At 70.9% G+C, this 18,033-nt stretch carries 16 protein-coding genes; 2 read left to right on the forward strand and 14 right to left on the reverse strand.

Going from position 1 to position 18,033, the window contains the following annotated elements; all coding sequences use genetic code 11:
* The 14 genes from ACIPV1_RS13390 to ACIPV1_RS13455 form a co-directional block, all read right to left on the reverse strand.
* The gene (locus tag ACIPV1_RS13390) at positions 1–1,326 is read right to left on the reverse strand and encodes a sugar ABC transporter substrate-binding protein (protein ID WP_131881211.1); all 1,326 of its coding nucleotides are present in this window, start codon (positions 1,324–1,326) and stop codon (positions 1–3) included.
* A gap of 283 nt (positions 1,327–1,609) precedes the next feature.
* Entirely contained in the window at positions 1,610–2,800 is a 1,191-nt protein-coding gene (locus tag ACIPV1_RS13395; RefSeq protein WP_243692484.1) for an ABC transporter permease, read from the reverse strand.
* On the reverse strand, positions 2,797–3,537 hold the full coding sequence (locus tag ACIPV1_RS13400) for an ABC transporter ATP-binding protein (RefSeq protein ID WP_402726606.1): 741 nt from the start codon (positions 3,535–3,537) through the stop codon (positions 2,797–2,799). The genes ACIPV1_RS13395 and ACIPV1_RS13400 overlap by 4 nt, the downstream gene beginning before the upstream one ends.
* On the reverse strand, positions 3,534–4,595 hold the full coding sequence (locus ACIPV1_RS13405; RefSeq protein WP_402726607.1) for a peptidoglycan-binding protein: 1,062 nt from the start codon (positions 4,593–4,595) through the stop codon (positions 3,534–3,536). The genes ACIPV1_RS13400 and ACIPV1_RS13405 overlap by 4 nt, the downstream gene beginning before the upstream one ends.
* The gene (locus ACIPV1_RS13410; protein ID WP_402726608.1) at positions 4,592–5,119 is read right to left on the reverse strand and encodes a hypothetical protein; all 528 of its coding nucleotides are present in this window, start codon (positions 5,117–5,119) and stop codon (positions 4,592–4,594) included. Before ACIPV1_RS13410 ends, ACIPV1_RS13405 begins: the two co-directional genes overlap by 4 nt.
* Before the next feature lie 47 nt (positions 5,120–5,166).
* On the reverse strand, positions 5,167–6,330 hold the full coding sequence (locus ACIPV1_RS13415; RefSeq protein WP_402726609.1) for a sensor histidine kinase: 1,164 nt from the start codon (positions 6,328–6,330) through the stop codon (positions 5,167–5,169).
* Entirely contained in the window at positions 6,327–6,980 is a 654-nt protein-coding gene (locus ACIPV1_RS13420; RefSeq protein ID WP_123293542.1) for a response regulator transcription factor, read from the reverse strand. Before ACIPV1_RS13420 ends, ACIPV1_RS13415 begins: the two co-directional genes overlap by 4 nt.
* Before the next feature lie 6 nt (positions 6,981–6,986).
* A complete protein-coding gene (locus ACIPV1_RS13425; protein ID WP_260154542.1) occupies positions 6,987–7,109 on the reverse strand; it encodes a hypothetical protein in 123 nt (40 codons plus the stop codon).
* A 55-nt stretch (positions 7,110–7,164) separates the two neighbouring features.
* On the reverse strand, positions 7,165–7,719 hold the full coding sequence (locus ACIPV1_RS13430) for a DUF2231 domain-containing protein (RefSeq protein ID WP_131921345.1): 555 nt from the start codon (positions 7,717–7,719) through the stop codon (positions 7,165–7,167).
* Positions 7,720–7,808: 89 nt separating this feature from the next.
* Positions 7,809–9,977 (reverse strand): ATP-dependent Clp protease ATP-binding subunit, encoded by a 2,169-nt coding sequence (locus ACIPV1_RS13435; protein WP_402726610.1) that lies wholly within the window; start codon positions 9,975–9,977, stop codon positions 7,809–7,811.
* 53 nt (positions 9,978–10,030) lie between these two features.
* Complete coding sequence (locus tag ACIPV1_RS13440; RefSeq protein ID WP_402726611.1) at positions 10,031–11,431, reverse strand: MFS transporter; 1,401 nt, start codon at positions 11,429–11,431, stop codon at positions 10,031–10,033.
* Positions 11,432–11,546: 115 nt separating this feature from the next.
* Positions 11,547–11,837 (reverse strand): twin-arginine translocase TatA/TatE family subunit, encoded by a 291-nt coding sequence (gene tatA, locus ACIPV1_RS13445; protein WP_333924556.1) that lies wholly within the window; start codon positions 11,835–11,837, stop codon positions 11,547–11,549.
* Between the two features lie 168 nt (positions 11,838–12,005).
* A complete protein-coding gene (locus tag ACIPV1_RS13450) occupies positions 12,006–13,502 on the reverse strand; it encodes a sugar transferase (protein ID WP_402726612.1) in 1,497 nt (498 codons plus the stop codon).
* Positions 13,503–13,614: 112 nt separating this feature from the next.
* Entirely contained in the window at positions 13,615–16,356 is a 2,742-nt protein-coding gene (locus ACIPV1_RS13455; RefSeq protein WP_402726613.1) for a glycoside hydrolase family 2 protein, read from the reverse strand.
* Positions 16,357–16,613: 257 nt separating this feature from the next.
* Here ACIPV1_RS13455 and ACIPV1_RS13460 point away from each other — a divergent pair, with 257 nt between their 5' ends.
* Both ACIPV1_RS13460 and ACIPV1_RS13465 read left to right on the forward strand, forming a co-directional pair.
* The gene (locus tag ACIPV1_RS13460) at positions 16,614–17,033 is read left to right on the forward strand and encodes a pilus assembly protein CpaE (RefSeq protein WP_402726614.1); all 420 of its coding nucleotides are present in this window, start codon (positions 16,614–16,616) and stop codon (positions 17,031–17,033) included.
* 95 nt (positions 17,034–17,128) lie between these two features.
* The gene (locus tag ACIPV1_RS13465) at positions 17,129–17,959 is read left to right on the forward strand and encodes an aldo/keto reductase (protein ID WP_159573463.1); all 831 of its coding nucleotides are present in this window, start codon (positions 17,129–17,131) and stop codon (positions 17,957–17,959) included.
* Positions 17,960–18,033 lie beyond the last annotated feature (74 nt).

The following is an 18,033-nucleotide window of genomic DNA, read 5'->3' on the forward strand; positions in this document are numbered from 1 at the left end:
CTACTGCTGCGCGTTCAGCGCGGTCGTGAGGTGCTTCGAGAAGCCCTCGGCGGCCTGCTCCGGCGACTTCCGCCCGGTGGCGATGTCCGCGAACATCGACTGGAACGACGCGTCGCCCTCGATGGTCGCCCAGCCCGGCGTCGCCGGGGTCGGACGGCTCGTGCCCGCTGCCGCGAAGTACGGCTTGTGCAGGGTGTCGACGTCGTCGGCCACGGCGTCGAGCAGCTCGGTCGAGTTCGGCTCCCAGCCGTCCACACCGAACACCTGGTCCTGCTGGAACTCCTTCGAGGTCAGGATCTTCAGGTAGTACAGCGCGAGGTCCTGGTTGGCGGCCTTCGCCGGGATCCCGAGGTCGGAGCCACCGAGGAACACCGGCTGCGTCTTGCCGTCCGTCTGCGAGGGCATCGGGAACGTGCCGATCTGGTCGGCGAGCGCCGGCTTCGCGGTGGTGATCGAACCGATCTCCCACGCCGAGCCGAGGAACGCCGAGGTGTTGCCCTGCGCGAAGACGTCGCTCTGCGAGGGCTTGTCGGTGTTGATGTCCTGCGTCGACTTCGCGGAGTAGTCGTTCTGGAACGTCTTCCACGCCGTCAGGCCCTGCACGGCGTCGTCGGAGTCGAGCTTCCCGGTCCACTTGCCGTCCTTGTCGGAGGCGATCTCGCCGCCGGCGTCCCAGACCCACTGCAGCCCGCCGTACCAGTACTGGCCGGGCATGTAGAAGGCGGAGAAGTCGCTCGCCGTGTTGGCGGCCTTGACCTTGTCCAGGTCGGCGGTGAGCTCGTCGTAGGTGGTCGGCACGTCGGTGACGCCGGCGTCCTTCCAGACCTTCTTGTTGTAGACGACGGCACGGTTGCCGGCGAACAGCGGAGCACCGTAGAGCTTGTCGTCCACCGTGGCCGGCCCCTCGAGCCCGGTGAGCCAGGTCTGGCCGTCCTTGAGCTCGTCGCGGTACGGCGTCAGGTCCATGAGTCCGCCGGCCGCTGCGTAGACCGGCACCTGGGTGTTGCCGAGGTCGACCACGTCCGGGGCGTCGTCCTGGGCGAGCGCCGTGGTGAGCTTCGTGGTGATCCCGTCCCACTGCTGGGTCTGGATCTTCACCTTCGCCCCGGTGTCCTTCGTGAACTGCTTCTGAGCTGCGTCGAGGACCTTGTCGCTCAGGTCGCCGTTCATCATCCAGACGGTGATGGTCTTGCCCTTGCCATCGGGTGTGCCGATGGCCTTCGTGCCGCCGTCGGAAGCTCCGTTGCTTCCGGCGGAGCACCCGGTGAGGGCGAGCGCGGCCGCCAGGCCGAGCGCACCGAGTGCGGCGAAACGCGTGCGTGTCACGTTGACTCCCTTGGTCCGGCCTTTATGAAAGGTCGTTGCGTATTCGCAATAGAAAACCTTCCGAGAGCCCTTGTCAACCGTTGGATCGGTCCCTGTGAGCGGGTTCGATCCGCGTGTTTCCGGGGGATCACGGATGGCGAACAGATCGTCGCCAATGCTTGACACGACTGGTCATGACCAGCCATGATCTGCGCCGCGCGTCGACGGGGTGGACGGAACGACCGGGAGGCCCGGTGCCGGTCCCGCAGACCGGCACCGGGCCTCCCGGATCACCACCACGGCCTCAGACGGCCGCCAGGGCGGACGTCGGTGGGATGCGCGCTGCGCGCGCTGCCGGGTACCACCCGGACACACCGCCGATCACGACGGTCGCGCCGAGCCCGCCGCCGACGGCCCACAGCGGGATTGCCACCGGCCACCCCTGCGCCAGGGCGAAGGCGACCGTCACCCCGACCCCGATCACCACACCGGCCACCCCGCCCAGGAACGACAGCAGCAGCGACTCGACGAGGAACTGGTCGCGGATGTTCCGCCGCCGCGCTCCGAGGGCTCGCCGCACCCCGACCTCGGCACGACGTTCCAGCACGGTGATCACCATCGTGTTCGCGACGCCGATGCCGCCGACGAGCAGGGCCACGCCGCCGATGCCGACGAGCAACCCGGTGAACGAGTCGTCGGTGGCGTCCTTCGCGGCGAGCGCGTCGGACGGTCGGGTCACGCCGACGTCCTGCGGGGACCCCGGGCTGATCGCATTCGCCAGGATGTCCCGTGCTGGTGCGACTCGCGACGGGTCGACGCGGGTGTAGACGGCGGTCGGCGCCCCGTCGAACCCGAGCTGCCGGGCGAGGCCGCGGGGGACGAACACCTGGCTGTCCAGGTCGTCGGCGAGCGCGATCGGCTCCAGGATCCCGACCACCTGCACCCACTGCCCGCCGATCCAGACGCGGCTGTCGGCACGGACCCGGTCGATGCCGAGTGCCGACGCGGCGGCCGCACCGAGCACCACCTGCGGCGGAGCCACGACCGAGTCATCGATCCAGCGCCCGGACCCGAGCTCGCCGCCGAGCACGCGCGGCACGTCGCCCCAAGCCGCCATCACGCCGATGCCCTTCGTCTCCGGCGGCGGGATGAACTCGTTGCGGTAGACGGCCGCGTCGACCACGGTGCCGACCGCGGCAGCCGACTGCACGTCGTCCTGGCGGAGTGCCGACTCGAGTGCGGTGGACGGCAACGGCGGCACGTCGCCGAACCCCTGGGCCTGCGTGGCGGTGAGCACGTTCGTGCCGAGGGCGTCGAGCACCTGGTCGAGCTTCGCCTTGCTCGACGACGAGATCCCGACGACGGCGATCATCGCGGCGATGCCGATCGCGATGCCGAGCGCCGACAGGACGACACGGCCAGGTCTGGTGCGCAGCCCGAACACCCCGAGCCGGAGCAGGTCAGCGGCACCCAACCGTGCTCGCACGCCGGTCACCGGCCACCACCGATGGCGGCGGCGATGTCCGCAGCGGACTGGTGCGGCCCAGCCGGCCCGACCGCCGAGTCGTGCTCCACCAGACCGTCACGCATCCGGACCTGCCGCGGCAACGAGGCTGCGAGGCCCAGGTCGTGCGTGATGACGAGGACCGTGGTGCCGGTGGCGTTCAACGCACGCAGGAGCGTCACGATCGCCGTACCGGAGGCGGAGTCCAGCGCGCCGGTCGGCTCGTCGGCGAGCAGGATCGTGGGGTTCCCGACGATCGCGCGGGCGATGGCCACGCGCTGCTTCTCACCCCCGGAGAGCTGGGTCGGGCGGTGGTCGGTGCGGTGCCCGAGGCCGACCCGTTCCAGTGCCTCGTGGGCACGTCGGCGCCGTTCACGTCGCCCGGTCGCCGAGTACAGGAGCCCGTCGGCGACGTTCTCCGCCGCGGTGGCACCGGCGTGCAGGTGGAACTGCTGGAACACGAAACCGACGTGCTCGGCTCGCAGCGCGGACAAGGCGTTGTCGGACATGGTCGCGACGTCGTTCCCGGCGATCGACACCGAGCCCTGCGTGGGACGGTCGAGGGTCCCGACGATGTTGAGCATCGTGGACTTGCCGGACCCGGACGGACCGACGACCGCGACGAGCTCCCCGGCGGCGACGTCGAGCGTCACCCCGCGGAGCGCGCCGACGTCGCCGTAGGTCCTCGTGACCTCGCGCAGGGCGAGGACCGGCCCCGTGCCGCTCATCCCGGCACCACCACGCGGTCGCCTTCCGCGACCTTCCCGGTGATCGCGATCCGGCCGTCGGCGATGAACCCGGGGGTCACGGGAACCCGCTTCGTCGTGCCGTCGCGCCGCACCACGTCCACCGCGTACGCGCCGTTCCCCGTCGTCACGAGTGCCGCGACCGGCACGGAGAGGACGTCCTTCTCGGTGGCTCCCGCGGCGTCGATCTGCGCGGACGCCGCAGCGGGCAGCCGTCGCGAGCCGGGGTCGAACGCGACGGACACGTCGACCTTGGACCCGGCGTCGTCTCCCGAGCTCGGTTGGACGTCGGTGACCTCGCCCGTCGTCGGTGCCCCGGCGCCGTTGATCCTGACCCGCACCTCCGTGCCGACCGCGAGCCGTTCGGCGTCGCGCTGTGAGACGGTGGCGACGACGATGCGCTTCGTGCTCGTGACGGAGAGCACGTCACCGCTCCCTCCCTCCGCCGGCTGGCCGAGCTTCCCGTCGACGGTCGCGACACGCACGTCCCCGTCGACGAACGCGATGTCCGCCGAGGTCAGCACGCCGGTGACCTCCTGCCCCCGGTCCTCCTGCCACTGCCGCACGGCGCGCTGCGTCCGCGGGCCGAAGGAGTCGTCCTGCGCGACGTCGTACCCGAGCGCGGCGAGGTTGTCGTTGAGCTGCTGCACATCGGTGCCCGTCAGCCCGCGTTCGAGCGAGCGCCACATCGGCACCGTGCCGTGCATCGCCCGCACCCCGCGCTCGTCGACCGCGTACAGGAACTCGTCGCTCCTGATGACCTGCCCGGGCGCGGGGAGCCAGGTCAGCGTGCCCGAGGCGGCGCCGGGGACCCCGGTGGCCGTGCCGTACCCGAGGGTCCCGGCGAACACCTTCGAGTCCGTCAGGTCGCCCTTCGTGACCGCGGCGGTCGGGTGCTGCTGCTTCCCGGACTCGGCTGCTGCCGAGGACGGCGCAGCCTGCAGGTCGATGAACAACCACGTGCCAGCGCCTGCGGCGAGCACCGCGACGAGGCACGCGCTCGTGACGAGCGCTCGACGCCTGGTCAGGACGGTCGTCACGGCTGCACCGTCGTGTTCGAACCGGAGCTGCCGCCCTTGCCCAGGACCTCGTCGAAGCACGTCGACGACGCGTCCTGGAACGCGTCCTGGTCGTCGGGCCGGTACGTGGACATCGCATCATCACCGTCGGGGTAGTCGGCGAACCCGTTCTCACGGATGCACTCCGCGATCTGCTTCCGCTGTTCCGGCGTCCCGGCGGGCTTCGCCGCCTGGAACCCCTCACCGGCTCCGGCGTCGCCCATGCACTCCTGCAGGTCCGCCTTCCACTGTTCGTCGTCGATGCCGTCGGGAGCCGACAGGGACAGGGTGCTCCCATCCGACGACGGGTCCGGCATGTCGTACCCGTGGTCACGCATGCAGGACGCGAGCGAGGCCCCGGCCCCCTTGCCGCCGCCCGAGGCCGTGTCGGTCGAGTCGGTCGACGGCGCTCCGGAACAGCCGGCGAGGAGACCGGGCAAGAGCACGACGGCTGCGGCGACGGCGACGATGGTGGTGGTGGTGGAGTGTTTCGTGGATGGCTTCATGGGACCAGCACAGCGGACCCGGTGTTTCGTCCCCGGTACGCGTGGGGTCACACCGACGAAACGTCGATGCGCAGGCCGCCCGCACGGCGCGCGGTGACGACGAGTCGCCACCCGTGCGCGTGCACGATGGACGCGACGATCGACAGGCCGAGGCCGCTGTGCCGACCGCCGGATGCGACCTCGGGGCAGCGTCGGAACGGTTCGACGAGCAGTGGCGCGACCTCGTCCGGCACGACCGGCCCGGAGTTCTCCACGACGAGGCCGTCGCTGCGCGTGGTGACGCGGACGAAGCCGCCGGCTTCGTTGTACTCGACGGCGTTGCCGACGAGGTTGACGAGCAACTGCCGGACGAGCATCGGCTCACCCGTGATGGTGGGTCTGCCAGGAGGCGCAGCTCGGCCCTCGTGGGTGATGGTCACGCCCGCCTCGTGCGCACTCCCGGCGGCTCCCGCGACGACCTCGTCGGCGATGGCCACGAGGTCGATCGACGTCCCGACGCCTGCGAGCCCTCGATCGGCCTCCGCGAGGACGAGCAAGGACTCGACGAGGTGCTCGGTGCGCCGGTTCTGCTCGAGCAGTTCCTCGCGCACCACTCGGACGTCATCGGCGCCGGCACCGTCGTGCAACCCGATCTGCATCGCGGCACGCTGGACCGCGAGCGGGGTCCGGAGTTCGTGCGACGCCTGCGCGACGAACCGTCGCTGGCTCTCGAACGCGGTCTGCAGCCGGTCGAGCAGGTCGTCGACGGTGCCGGACAACCGTCGGAGTTCGTCGTCCGGGCCCTCGAGTGCGATGCGTTCGTGCAGGTTCGACGCCGTGATCCGGTTCGCCGTCGCGGTGATCCGGTCGATCGGTCGGAGCATGCGCCTGCTCACCAGCCACCCGACGCCACCGGCGACGAGGCCCGCCCCGGCGATGCCGATCGCGGACCACTGCCACTGCTGCACGGCGACGAGCCGGACCACCGCGACCGTGGTGGAGGGTGCGTCGTGCGCTGCCGAGCGCTCGCCGATCGGCACCGGCGAGGCGGTCACGAACGTCTCCGCCGGGGAGGCTCCGCGGATCGCCGTCGTGTCGAGACCCGCACCGACCCCGGCCAGGGACATCACGTTCGAGAACACCACCACCCCGGTGGCGAGCGCCATCGCCGCGAGCGCGAACGCCAGGGCGGTGCGCGCCCGGATGCTCCAGGTCCGTCGGACCCGTCTCACAGGGCGTACCCCTCGCCCGGGACCGTCCGGATCGGATCGGGGCGGCCGAGCTTCTTGCGGAGCTTCGACATCGTCACCCGTACGGCAGCGGTGAACGGGTCGATGTTCATGTCCCAGACCTTCTCGAGCAGTTCCTCGGCGGAGACGATGCGACCGTCGGCTCGCAGGAGCGCCTCGAGCACCCCGAGTTCCTTCGAGGTCAGGTCGAGCGGTCGGCCGTCACGGGTGGCCATCCGGCGGTTCGTGTCGAGGACGATCCCGGCGCGTTCGAGCACGGGCGCGACCGGTGCGACGCTGCGGCGGCCGAGCGCCCGGACGCGGGCGACGAGCTCGGGGTACTCGAACGGCTTGGCCAGGTAGTCGTCGGCGCCGAGCTCGAGGCCGTGCACGCGGTCCGTCAGGGTCGTCGCCGCGGTGAGCATGAGGATGCGGGTCAGGCTGCCGCGCGACGCCAGCCGACGTGCGACCTCGTCGCCGTGCACGCCCGGCACGTCACGGTCGAGCACCACGACGTCGTAGTCGTTCACGGCCAGCAGTTCGTCGGCGTGGTCGCCGCGGTAGGCGACGTCGACGGCCATGTCCTGCCGCGACAGGCCCTTTGCGACGAGGTCGGCGAGGGCTGCTTCGTCATCGACGACCAGGACCCGCACGGCTGGTCACGCGGCGGTGAGGTCGAGTGACACGACCCCCGCCGCCTCGTCGATGTGGACGATGAACTCGAGGCCGCCGCGGGCGGGAAGGCCGGTCAGGGGAACGGTGTCGGTGCTGAGTCGATCCATGGGACGAGCATTTCACGTACCGCGTTTCGTCCACATAACGTTTCCGTATCAGTGGTCACGCGTCGAACGGCACCTCACCGTGGTCGCTCACGCCGGCGCGCTGGCGGTACGCCAGGTGTCCGCCGAGGTACCCGCCCACCCCCACGACACCGAGCGCGGCGAACCCGAGCAGCTTGCCGGCGCCGTGGTTGCCGTTCTTGCGCTGCCACCACGACAGGCCGTACAGCGAGATGCCGACCCAGTTGACGGCCTGGTGCACCCATCCCGTGCGCAGCTGCTCGCGGTCGAGTTCGGACCAGTCCACGTACCCGGCGAGGCTCGCACTGCCGGACGACACCAGGCCGACGCCGACGAGGGTCTTCGCGGCCTTCGCGTTGCCCCTCCCGCCGAAGACGTCGAGCACGGCGGCCGAGATCCAGGCCCCGAGCGGTACCTGCACCATGAGCGGGTGCAGCGGGTGCCCGAACGGCACACCGTGCAGCAGTTGCCGCAGGGCCTTCGGCCGGGCGAGGGCGTTCACGACCGAACGGTCGATGTCGACGGCCTTGTCGAGCACGCTCGCGTGCTCGACGGTGTCGGTGAGGCGACGGATCGCGCGGATCTCAGGCATGCCCTGCAGCCAACCCGGGAGGCCCGTGCCGGGTCCCAGGAACCGGCACCGGGCCTCCCGTTGGTCACCCCACCCACCGCGGCCGCCGCCTACTCCTCGACGACCTCCGCCAGCTGGAACGGCTCGACGGTCAGACCGTCGCCGTCCTCGGCGACGTCGACCCGGACGGTGTCGCCGTCTCGGACGTCACCGGACAGGATCGCGCGCGCCAGCTTGTCGTCGATCTGCCGCTGCATGAGGCGGCGGAGCGGCCGTGCGCCGTAGAGCGGGTCGTACCCGCGCTCGGCCAGCCACCCGCGCGCCTCGGGCGTGACCGCGAGTTCGAGCCGGCGGTCGGTCAGGCGTCGGGCGAGCCGGTCGACGTAGAGCGACACGATCTGACCGAGGTCGTCGGCCGTCAGGGCCTGGAACACCACGATGTCGTCGAGGCGGTTGATGAACTCCGGCCGGAACGCCTGCTGCACGAGCTCGCGCACGGCGTCCTCGCGCTGCTCGTCCGTCAGCGTCAGGTCGGTCATGAACTGCGAGCCGAGGTTCGACGTCAGCACGAGGATCGTGTTCCGGAAGTCGACCGTGCGCCCCTGCCCGTCCGTCAACCGGCCGTCGTCGAGCACCTGGAGCAGCACGTCGAACACCTCGGGGTGCGCCTTCTCGATCTCGTCGAGCAGGATGACGGAGTACGGGCGACGCCGGACGGCCTCGGTGAGCTGCCCGCCTGACTCGTAGCCGACGTACCCGGGCGGGGCGCCGATCAGCCGCGAGACCGAGTGCTTCTCGCCGTACTCGCTCATGTCGATGCGGACGAGGGCCTTCTCGTCGTCGAACAGGAACTCCGCGAGTGCCTTGGCCAGCTCGGTCTTGCCGACGCCGGTCGGTCCGAGGAACAGGAACGATCCGGTCGGACGGTCCGGGTCGGAGATGCCGGCGCGGGTGCGACGGACGGCCTCGGACACGGTGTTCACGGCGGTGCGCTGCCCGATGATCCGGCGCCCGAGCTCGTTCTCCAGGTGCAGGAGCTTCTCGGTCTCGCCCTGCAGCAGCCGCCCGAGGGGGATGCCCGTCCACTGCGCGATCACGGCGGCGATGTCCTCGTCGGTGACGCTGTCGTTCACCATGCGGTCGGCGGACTCGGCCTGTTCGGCGGCGGCGAGCTCAGCTGCGATCCGGGGCTTCTCGCTGTACCGGATGCGGGACACCGTCTCGAAGTCGTTGTCCCGCTCAGCGCGGGATTCGCGGACACCCAGGTCGTCGAGCTGCTGCTTCAGCTCACCGATGCGGTTCAGGCTCGCCCGCTCGGCCTGCCAGCGCTGCTCGAGCTCGCCCAGTCGTTCCTCGCGCGTGCGCAGCTCGTTCCGCAGGGTCTCCAGCCGGGCCTTCGAGGCGTCGTCCTTCTCCTGCTTGAGCGCGAACTCCTCGACACGCAGCCGGTCGACGTTCCGCTTCAGCTCGTCGATCTCGACCGGGCTGGAGTCGATCTCCATGCGGAGCCGACTGGCGGCCTCGTCGATCAGGTCGATCGCCTTGTCGGGCAGCTGCCGACCGGAGATGTACCGGTTCGACAGGCTGGCCGCTGCGACGAGTGCGGAGTCGTTGATCGTGACCTTGTGGTGCGCCTCGTAGCGCTCCTTGAGCCCGCGGAGGATCGCCACGGCGTCCTCGACGCTGGGCTCCCCCACGTAGACCTGCTGGAAGCGTCGCTCGAGGGCGGCGTCCTTCTCGATGTACTCGCGGTACTCGTCGAGCGTCGTCGCCCCGATGAGCCGCAGTTCGCCGCGCGCGAGCATCGGCTTGAGCATGTTCGAGGCCGCGACGGACCCTTCGCCGCCACCGGCACCCATCAGGGTGTGCAGCTCGTCGATGAACGTGATGACCTGCCCGTCGGAGTCGTTGATCTCCTTGAGCACGGCCTTGAGGCGTTCCTCGAACTCGCCGCGGTACTTCGCGCCAGCGATGAGCGAGGAGATGTCGAGCGAGACGAGCCGCTTGTCCTTGAGGGAATCGGCGACGTCGCCGGCGACGATGCGCTGCGCGAGCCCCTCGACGACGGCGGTCTTGCCGACGCCGGGCTCGCCGATGAGCACGGGGTTGTTCTTGGTGCGGCGGGTGAGCACCTGGCTGACGCGTCGGATCTCGGAGTCGCGTCCGATGACCGGGTCGAGCTTGCCGCTGCGAGCGATCGCCGTCAGGTCGACGCCGTACTGCTCGAGGGCGGTCTTCTGTCGCTCTTGCGAGTCAGGAGCACCCTGGAGGTTCGCCATGCGTTCCGTCCTTTCGTTGCGGTGGTGTTGCACTTGAGTCTACTGCACTCAACTTACGTCGGCGCCGGGAGATTCCGGATCCCGACGGCGCTGACGACCGCGCTGGCCAGCAGGAGGACCGCCATGACGACGACCGCCCGGTGCAGGCCGGCGACGCTCATCTCGCCGCCGAGGACCACGCCCGCGAGCGCGACCATCACCAACCCGGCGATCCGCGCGATCGCGTTGTTCACGGCCGACCCGACGCCGGCCTCGGACTGCGGCACCGACCCGAGCACGGCGCTGGTCAGCGGTGTCACCATGAGCGCGATCCCGAACCCGATGAGCACGAGGCCCGGGAACACCGCGATCCAGTACCCGTCCGGCTGCGCACCGACCAGCAGCATCAGGAGCGCACCGACCGCTGCCACCGCCGGGCCCGCGGCCATGAACCAGCGCGGCCCGAACCGTCCCGCCAGCCCGCCCACGGCCGAGGAGACCAGCAGCAGGACCACCGTCGGGGGCAGCGTCGCCAGACCGGCGAGCCAGGCGGGGAACCCCCAGACCTCCTGCAGGAACAGGGTGACCACGAAGAAGACCATGCTCAGGGCGCCGTAGATCGACAGGGTGGCGAGGTTGCCCACCGCGAAGTTGCGGGCCCGGAACAGCGCGAGCGGCACCAGCGGCGAACCGGTCGTCCGGGTCACGTGGAGTTCCCACGGCACGAAGGCCCCGAGTGCCAGGGCACCGAGCACGAGCGCGGTGACCACCACGGGCGCGCCCCACCCGAGCCGCTCCTGCTCGATGAGCCCGAGCACCGCCCCACCGACCCCGACGACCGCCAGCACGGCGCCGACCACGTCGATGCGCGGTCGGACGGCGGGGTGCACGTCACCGGTGATCCGCAGCACGAGCGGGATCGTCACCGCGATCGGGACGGCGGTGAGCACGAAGATCCACCGCCAGCCGATGCTGTCGACCACCAGCCCGCCGACCACGGGTCCGAGGATCGTCGACGCGCTCGACCAGGCGGTCCACGTGCCGATCGCCTTCGACTGCGCTGCCCCGCGGAACGCCGCCACGATGAGGGCGAGCGCGCTCGGGGTCACCAGGGCGCCGCCGACGCCCTGGAACGCCCGCGAGACGATCAGGAACTCCCCCGTCGGGGCGATCGCACACGCGACCGAGGCGATCCCGAACACGACGAGCCCCCACGTGATGATCCGGACCCGGCCGAACACGTCCGACAGCGATCCGGCGACGAGGATGAGCGAGCCGAGCGTCACCAGGTACGCGTCGACGGTCCACTGCTGCACGACGAGTCCGCCGCCGAGCTCCTGTCGGATCGCGGGGAGCGCCACGTTGACGACGCTCGAGTCGAGCCCGACGACGAACGACGACAGGATCGCCACCACGAGCACGGTGCGCCGGTCGTCCCGGAGCGGCGCGGTCGCGCGGGGTGCGGCAGTGGTCATGTGCTCATCCTGCGCCCCCTCGGACCGCTGCGCGCCCCGCACGACGAAGCCCCCGCGACCGATGTGGTCGCGGGGGCTGCCGACAGGACGGGGCTGGGTGTCCTGAGCTGGTGTTCTAGCGCCGGGAGTCGGTGTTCGGCTGCGCGCTCGGGCCGGGGTTCAGGATCGGACCGGCGGCGGGCTCGGCGGGAGCGTTCGGCACGGTGCTGGTCGGGGCCGCGGTGTTCTGCACCGTGGTGTCGCCTGCCTGAGCCTTCTTCTCGTCGTCGGTCATCTCCTTCTTGAAGATGTTGATCGACTGCCCGAGGCCCTTGGCGAGCGCCGGGAGCTTCGTCGCGCCGAACAGCAGGATGACGATCCCGAGGATGATCAGCAGATGTACGCCGCCGAGGTTTCCGAGCATCATGACTCCTTGATCTGGAACTGGTCGCCGTCCGCAGGTCTTCTTCGACCCACGCGGCGGAAGTCCGTGTTCCCCCCATCGTAACTCTCCCGCTCCCCGATGCCCAGGCCGGGACCCGGAACGGACACCGTTCGCACAGGGAAGGTGCCGGGCCGATCCGCCGCAGCGCCCTCAGTACGCGCCGCGCGACCGGAGCACCGACGGCACCGTCCGGGCGAGGATCACCAGGTCGTGCAGGAACGACCAGTTCTCGACGTAGTGCAGGTCGAGCCGCACACCCTCGGCCCAGTCCAGATCCGACCGGCCACTGACCTGCCACAGGCCGGTGATCCCCGGGGTGACCAGGAGTCGGCGGTCGGCGAAGTCCTGGTACAGGGCGACCTCGCGCGGGAGCGCCGGGCGGGGTCCGACCAGGCTCATCGAACCGGTGAGCACGTTCCACAACTGCGGCAGCTCGTCGAGCGACGTCTTCCGCAAGAACGCCCCGACGCGGGTGACGCGGGGGTCGTCCTTCACCTTGAAGAGCGGGCCCGCACCCTCGTTCACTGCCTGGAGTGCGGCCATCCGCGCTTCGGCGTCGACGCACATCGTGCGGAACTTCAGGATCGAGAACTCCGCGCCCCCACGGCCCACACGGGTCTGGCGGAAGAACACCGGACCGCGGTCGTCGAGCCGGATGACGAGCGCGATCACCGCGAGCACGGGCGCCAGCAGCAGGAGACCGAAGCCGGCTCCGACGACGTCGAGCAGACGCTTGCCCGTGCGACGGCGGTAGTCGGGGGTCTCCACGTGCATCAAGGGCAGGCCGTCGACGGGACGCTCGTGCACGCGACCCGCGGCGATGTCCGCGAGGGGCGACGACACGACGAGCTCGACGCCGTGCTCCTCGAGTTGCCACCCGAGGCGGCGCAGTCGCTCGTGCCCGCCGCGTACGGCGCCGGCGACGACGACCGCCGAGACTCCCTCGGAACGAGCCAGCGCGAGGACGTCGTCGATCCCGCTGACCACCGGGACGGACGCCGAACCGAGGTCGATCGTCGCGCCCACCGGCTCGCAGTCGGTCACGACCGCGCGGACCCGGTACCCGGCGCTGGGCGTCGCGGCGATCCGTCGCCCGACGTAGCGGACGTCCTCGGTGTCACCGACGATCAGGACGTCCTGCAACCGTTGCCCGCGAGCACGACTGCGCGCCAGGACGGTGCGGACGGCCTTCCGCCCGACAGCGAGGAAGAGGAGCCCGAGCGGGAAGGCAATGGCCACGTACCCCCGGGCCAGGTCGAGCTGCGCGGCGTACGCCACGACCGCCACCACGGCGACGGCGACCAGACTCGCGGTGACGAGCCGGCGGTACTCGTCACTGCCGATGCCGGCGATGCGTGGGTCGCGGGTGCGGAACATCGACAGCAGGGCCATCCAGACCAGGATGATCACCGGAGCCGTCGCGAACTCGATCCAGCCGGCCTGGGGTCGCACGGCCGACAGCTCCCAGGGGAAGCGCGCGACGTGGGCGACCGCGAACGCCAGGACCAGCAGTCCGACGTCCAGCAGGGCAACGGCGGGGGCGAAGCCTCGGCGACCACCCGCGGGTGCCGACGGCGGCGCGGTGGTCGGTGCGGCGGCGGGGGGAACGGTGATGGCAGCGGTGGGTGGGCGCATCGCGAGCGACATGGTGGGGTCCTCCTGTCGACCGGGCCGACGGGAGGTCGACCGGACGCCGGAGTCGTCGGGTCACGACAGCGAGCGGCGCACCACAAAATATATCACTGTGTCGTTCTGTATATCAATGTTCGAGCGCGCGGTCCAGGCTCCACAGGACGGGTTCGGCACGGAGCGCCGGGATGTCGGCCTCGGTCACACCGGTGAGCCGGAAGGTCACCCGCTCCCCGGGCAGCAGGGTCATGAACCCGCGGTCCACCACACCGGACGCGGTCACCCGGTCGGGCTGCACGAGCAGGTCGCGGACGAGCGTCTCGGCTTCGACGGTCAGGTCGAGCCCGCCGTCGACGGGTGTGAACCAGGTGCGGTACCGCGCGGGTTCCCACCGCACGTCGACGTCGGGGCCCGGTGTCCAGACCGCCCGACGCCAGTCCATGTCCGCCACGATGAGCTCCCGCGCGGGGTCGTCGACCACGCCGACGGACTCGGGCAGGGCGACGACGGCGACCCCGGCGGACGACAAGCGCACGGGCAACGACGCCTCGGCCAGGATCGTGCCGGCCGTGGTGACCCGTCGCACGCGCACCACGCTGTCGTGGCCGCCGCGCGTGGACCGGACGGCGACCTCGACGGGCGAGGACCCGAACGCACCGGGCGAGACGCCGAGGGACAGGGTGTCCGCCACGTCGCCCAGATCAGCCGTCTCGCCTGCGGAGGCCGAGTGGCCGGGGTGATCCGGGCCTCCCGTCCGATCCGCACCGGACGCGACCGGCGAGGCGGGCGCGACCGCTCCGGAGACCGGTGAGACGGGCGACGACGCCGGCGAAGCAGCCGGCCCGGAGACGGCGGACGGCGCGACCGCCACCCGCGACACGGGACGGATCGTCAGCAGGACGTCGTCGTACAACCGACGCAGCTCGTGCGCGAGCGGCTTCAGCCGCCCCGCCGAGTCGATCGCCGACCACGACGACACCGGCCACAGGTCGTTGAGCTGCCACATCACCACGCCCGTGTTGCGCGGCCAGTGGGTGCGCCAGTGCTCGACGCCCGTCGCGATGGCCCGAGCCTGCTGCAGCTGCGTCAGGTAGTGCCACGCATCGAACGAGAAGGGCCCCGTGCCGAACCGGGGCTCGATGCCGCGGGCCAGCTTGCCCATCCCGTCGGCAGCCTTCTGGTGGTGCACGACCCCGGGTGCGTCCTGCGACAGCACCTCGTCCGCGACCCCGTCCCGCAGCGTCCGCCAGGCGGGCGGCGCCTGCCAGCCGAACTCGGACACGAACCGCGGCACGGATCCGCGGTAGGCGGTGTCGGGCAGGCGGTTCCAGGCGTCCCACGAGTGGTGCGTCTCGTGGTCGACGTCGTTCGCGGGCAGCGACTCGGCGCCCGACCACGGCGAGGCCACGGTGTAGAAGCGCGACGGGTCGACCGCGTCGACGATCGTCGGCAGCAGGTCGAGGTAGTAGTCGAGGCCCCAGCCGCGGTCACCGAGCGAGTCCGCCCAGCCGTCCACGTCGTGCAGCCAGATGTTCTCGTTGTTGCCGTTCCACAGCACCAGCGAGGGGTGCCGCGCGAGGCGGGCGACGTTGTCGCGGGCCTCGGCGATGACCTCGCTGCGGATCGGTTCGACCTCCGGGTACGCCGAGCACGCGAACGGGAAGTCCTGCCAGACGAGCAGGCCGAGCTCGTCGCAGACCTCGTAGAAGTCGCGCGACTCGTACACACCGCCGCCCCACACGCGCACGAGGTTCGTGCCGAGCGAGGCCGCCGCGGTCAGACGGGACTGCAGGCGCGCGCGGTCGACGCGCGAGATGATCACGTCGTCGGGGATCCAGTTCACCCCGCGCACGTCGATCAGCGTCCCGTTGACGTGGATGCCGAAGGGGCGCCCCATGTCGTCGACCTGCGTGTCGATCCGCGTCGACCGGAAGCCCGTGCGGAACGTGTCGCGGTCGAGGACCTCGCCGTCGACCGTCTGCAGCTCCACGACCACGTCGTACTGCGCCTGCGCGCCGTAGCCGCGGGGCCACCAGCGCAGCGCCTCGGGCACGCGCACCGTGACGACGGTCTCGTCGTCCTTCGGCGTCAGCTGCGCCCGCGAGCGCTGCCGCGTCGGCGTGCCGTCCTCCTTCAGGCCGCTCACGGTCACGACCAGCACCAGGTCGTCGTCCTCGCCGTCCTGGTCCAGGTCGTTGAGGCCGGAGCGCTCGACGGTGATGTGGGCGTCGAGCACGCCCTCGCCGGCCTCGACGTCGACGAGCGGGCGGACCTCGCGCAGTCGCGCGGTCGACCACCGCTCGATCGCGACCGGTCGCCAGGGACCGCTCGTGACGGCCGTGAGTCCCCAGTCCCAGCCGAAGTTCGAGGCGTTCTTGCGGATGTACGGGAACGGCTCGTCGTACGGGCCCGGCATGCTACCGGCCTTCGCGGCGACCCGGCCGGCCTCGCGGTACGGCGACTCGAACAGGATCTCGAGGTCCTTCGTCGTCGCGCCGGACCCGGTCTGCACGCGCGCGTCGAAGCGGTAGCGGCGGTGCATGTTCCGGGTCGTGCCCACGACGACGCCGTCCAGGCTCAGTTCGGACACCGTGTCCAGGCCGTCGCAGACCAGGTCGACACGCTCGTGGCCGCGCGGGTCGACGTCGACCGCGGTCCGGTAGGCCCAGTCGGCCCGGCCGACCCACTTCGCCGCCTGCTCGTTCAGGTGGAAGGTCGGGTCCGGCAGCAGGCCCTCCCGCTCCAGGTCGGTGTGCACCTGCCCCGGCACCGTCGCCGGGATGCTGCGTCCCGCGACGCCGTCCGGCGCGCCGGTTCCTCCGGCCATGGACACGGTCCAGCCGTCGCGGAGTTCCTCGCGTTCGAGGGTCATGCGGGTCCTTCTCATCGGCGGACGGGGTGTCCGTCGCCTCGGTCGGGACGCCGGCCGGTGGCCCGCCCCGTGGCCGGTTGGTCGGCCTGGAGGCGCGGCACCGGTTGCCCGGGCGTCGTCACGTCGCGCGCGCGATCGGGTGGCGCTCGCGCGTGGGGGGTGCTCGGCGATGCTAGTACGGGATGCTTTCGGCAACCTACGTGGTGACAGCGCGACTTCGTGGTGACAGCGCGGCCTCGCGCGTGCAGGGTGGGGAGGTGATCACCGTTGCACTCGCCAGGACCCTCCGCGACGCCGGCCTGCGCTGGCACCCCGAGACGGGCGACCGGTTCGTCATCGACAAGCCCGAGGTGGACGAGGACGTCTACACCGTGTCCGAGATGACCGTCGAACGACACGACTCCCCCACCGGCACGATCCTCGGCTTCAACGGGACGACCGAGTGGGCGCTCGACTCCGTGACCGCGTCGGAGTCGCTCTGGCTGCCGCGCGAGGACCAGTTGCGTGAGCTCCTCGGGCCGTCGTTCATCGGGTTGACCCGGGTGTCGGTGAACGGCCGGATCGTCTACACGGTCACCGCGACGATCGGCGGTGCTGACCGCAGCTTCGCGTCCGAGGTCCCCGCGGTCGCCTACGGCCAGGCCCTGCAGGCGTACATCGCCGCCGCGCTGTCCTGAGCGGCAGGCCCGCTCGTCACGAGCGGCACGCCCGGGGTCGCTGATCCTGGACGTTGCCGGAATGCGCGCTGAGGGGCGTTTGGTTGCATGGCACCATGACCGTTCCGAACATCACCCTGAACGACGGCAAGACCATCCCGCAGCTCGGCTTCGGCGTCTTCCAGATCGACCCTTCGTCGACCAAGGAAGCGACGCTCACGGCACTCGAGGTCGGCTACCGCCACATCGACACCGCCGAGATGTACGGCAACGAGAAGGAGGTCGGCGAGGCCATCGCGTCGTCCGGCATCCCGCGTGACGAGATCTTCGTCACCTCGAAGCTCAACAACGGCTTCCACGACCCTTCGGCAGCTGCCGAGAACGGCAAGAAGTCAGCTGACCTGCTCGGCGGCTACACCGACCTGTTCCTCATCCACTGGCCGCTGCCCACCGTCTCGGACTTCGTGCCGACGTGGAAGGCGCTCGAGGAGCTCTACGCCGCTGGCACCTCCCGCTCGATCGGCGTCAGCAACTTCCAGGCCCACCACCTGCGCCGCCTGCGTGCCGAGACGGACGTCCCGCCGGCCGTGAACCAGATCGAGGTGCACCCATACCTGACCCAGGACGAGCTCCGCGCCGTGAACAACGAGCTCGGCATCGCGACCGAGGCGTGGTCCCCGATCGCCCAGGGCCTCGTGCTCGACGACGAGACCATCACCCGCATCGCCGGCGCCACGGGCAAGAGCCCGGCGCAGGTCGTGCTCCGCTGGCACATCCAGCGCGGCGACATCGTGTTCCCGAAGTCGGTCACGCGTGCCCGCGTCGAGGAGAACTTCGCGATCTTCGACTTCGAGCTCTCCGACGAGGACATGACGGACATCACGACTCTCGACAAGGGCCACCGAACGGGTCCGGACCCGGACACGTTCGACTACGTCCCGGCCTGATCGGCCGGAACACACGACGAAGCCGCCCGGGAAGACCCGGGCGGCTTCGTCGTCTCCGTCGCGTCCGGAGTCGT

Origin of the sequence: Curtobacterium sp. NPDC089991, from assembly GCF_044748425.1 — a bacterium.
GTDB lineage: Bacteria > Actinomycetota > Actinomycetes > Actinomycetales > Microbacteriaceae > Curtobacterium.

Excerpts from the sequence above, each read along its gene's own strand:
- ACIPV1_RS13440 (WP_402726611.1), bottom strand. The coding sequence starts at position 11,431 with ATGACCACTGCCGCACCCCGCGCGACCGCGCCGCTCCGGGACGACCGG.
- ACIPV1_RS13435 (WP_402726610.1), bottom strand. The coding sequence starts at position 9,977 with ATGGCGAACCTCCAGGGTGCTCCTGACTCGCAAGAGCGACAGAAGACC.
- ACIPV1_RS13430 (WP_131921345.1), bottom strand. The coding sequence starts at position 7,719 with ATGCCTGAGATCCGCGCGATCCGTCGCCTCACCGACACCGTCGAGCAC.
- ACIPV1_RS13455 (WP_402726613.1), bottom strand. The coding sequence starts at position 16,356 with ATGACCCTCGAACGCGAGGAACTCCGCGACGGCTGGACCGTGTCCATG.
- tatA (WP_333924556.1), bottom strand. The coding sequence starts at position 11,837 with ATGATGCTCGGAAACCTCGGCGGCGTACATCTGCTGATCATCCTCGGG.
- ACIPV1_RS13450 (WP_402726612.1), bottom strand. The coding sequence starts at position 13,502 with ATGTCGCTCGCGATGCGCCCACCCACCGCTGCCATCACCGTTCCCCCC.
- ACIPV1_RS13400 (WP_402726606.1), bottom strand. The coding sequence starts at position 3,537 with ATGAGCGGCACGGGGCCGGTCCTCGCCCTGCGCGAGGTCACGAGGACC.
- ACIPV1_RS13410 (WP_402726608.1), bottom strand. The coding sequence starts at position 5,119 with ATGAAGCCATCCACGAAACACTCCACCACCACCACCATCGTCGCCGTC.
- ACIPV1_RS13425 (WP_260154542.1), bottom strand. The coding sequence starts at position 7,109 with ATGGATCGACTCAGCACCGACACCGTTCCCCTGACCGGCCTTCCCGCC.
- ACIPV1_RS13465 (WP_159573463.1), top strand. The coding sequence starts at position 17,129 with ATGACCGTTCCGAACATCACCCTGAACGACGGCAAGACCATCCCGCAG.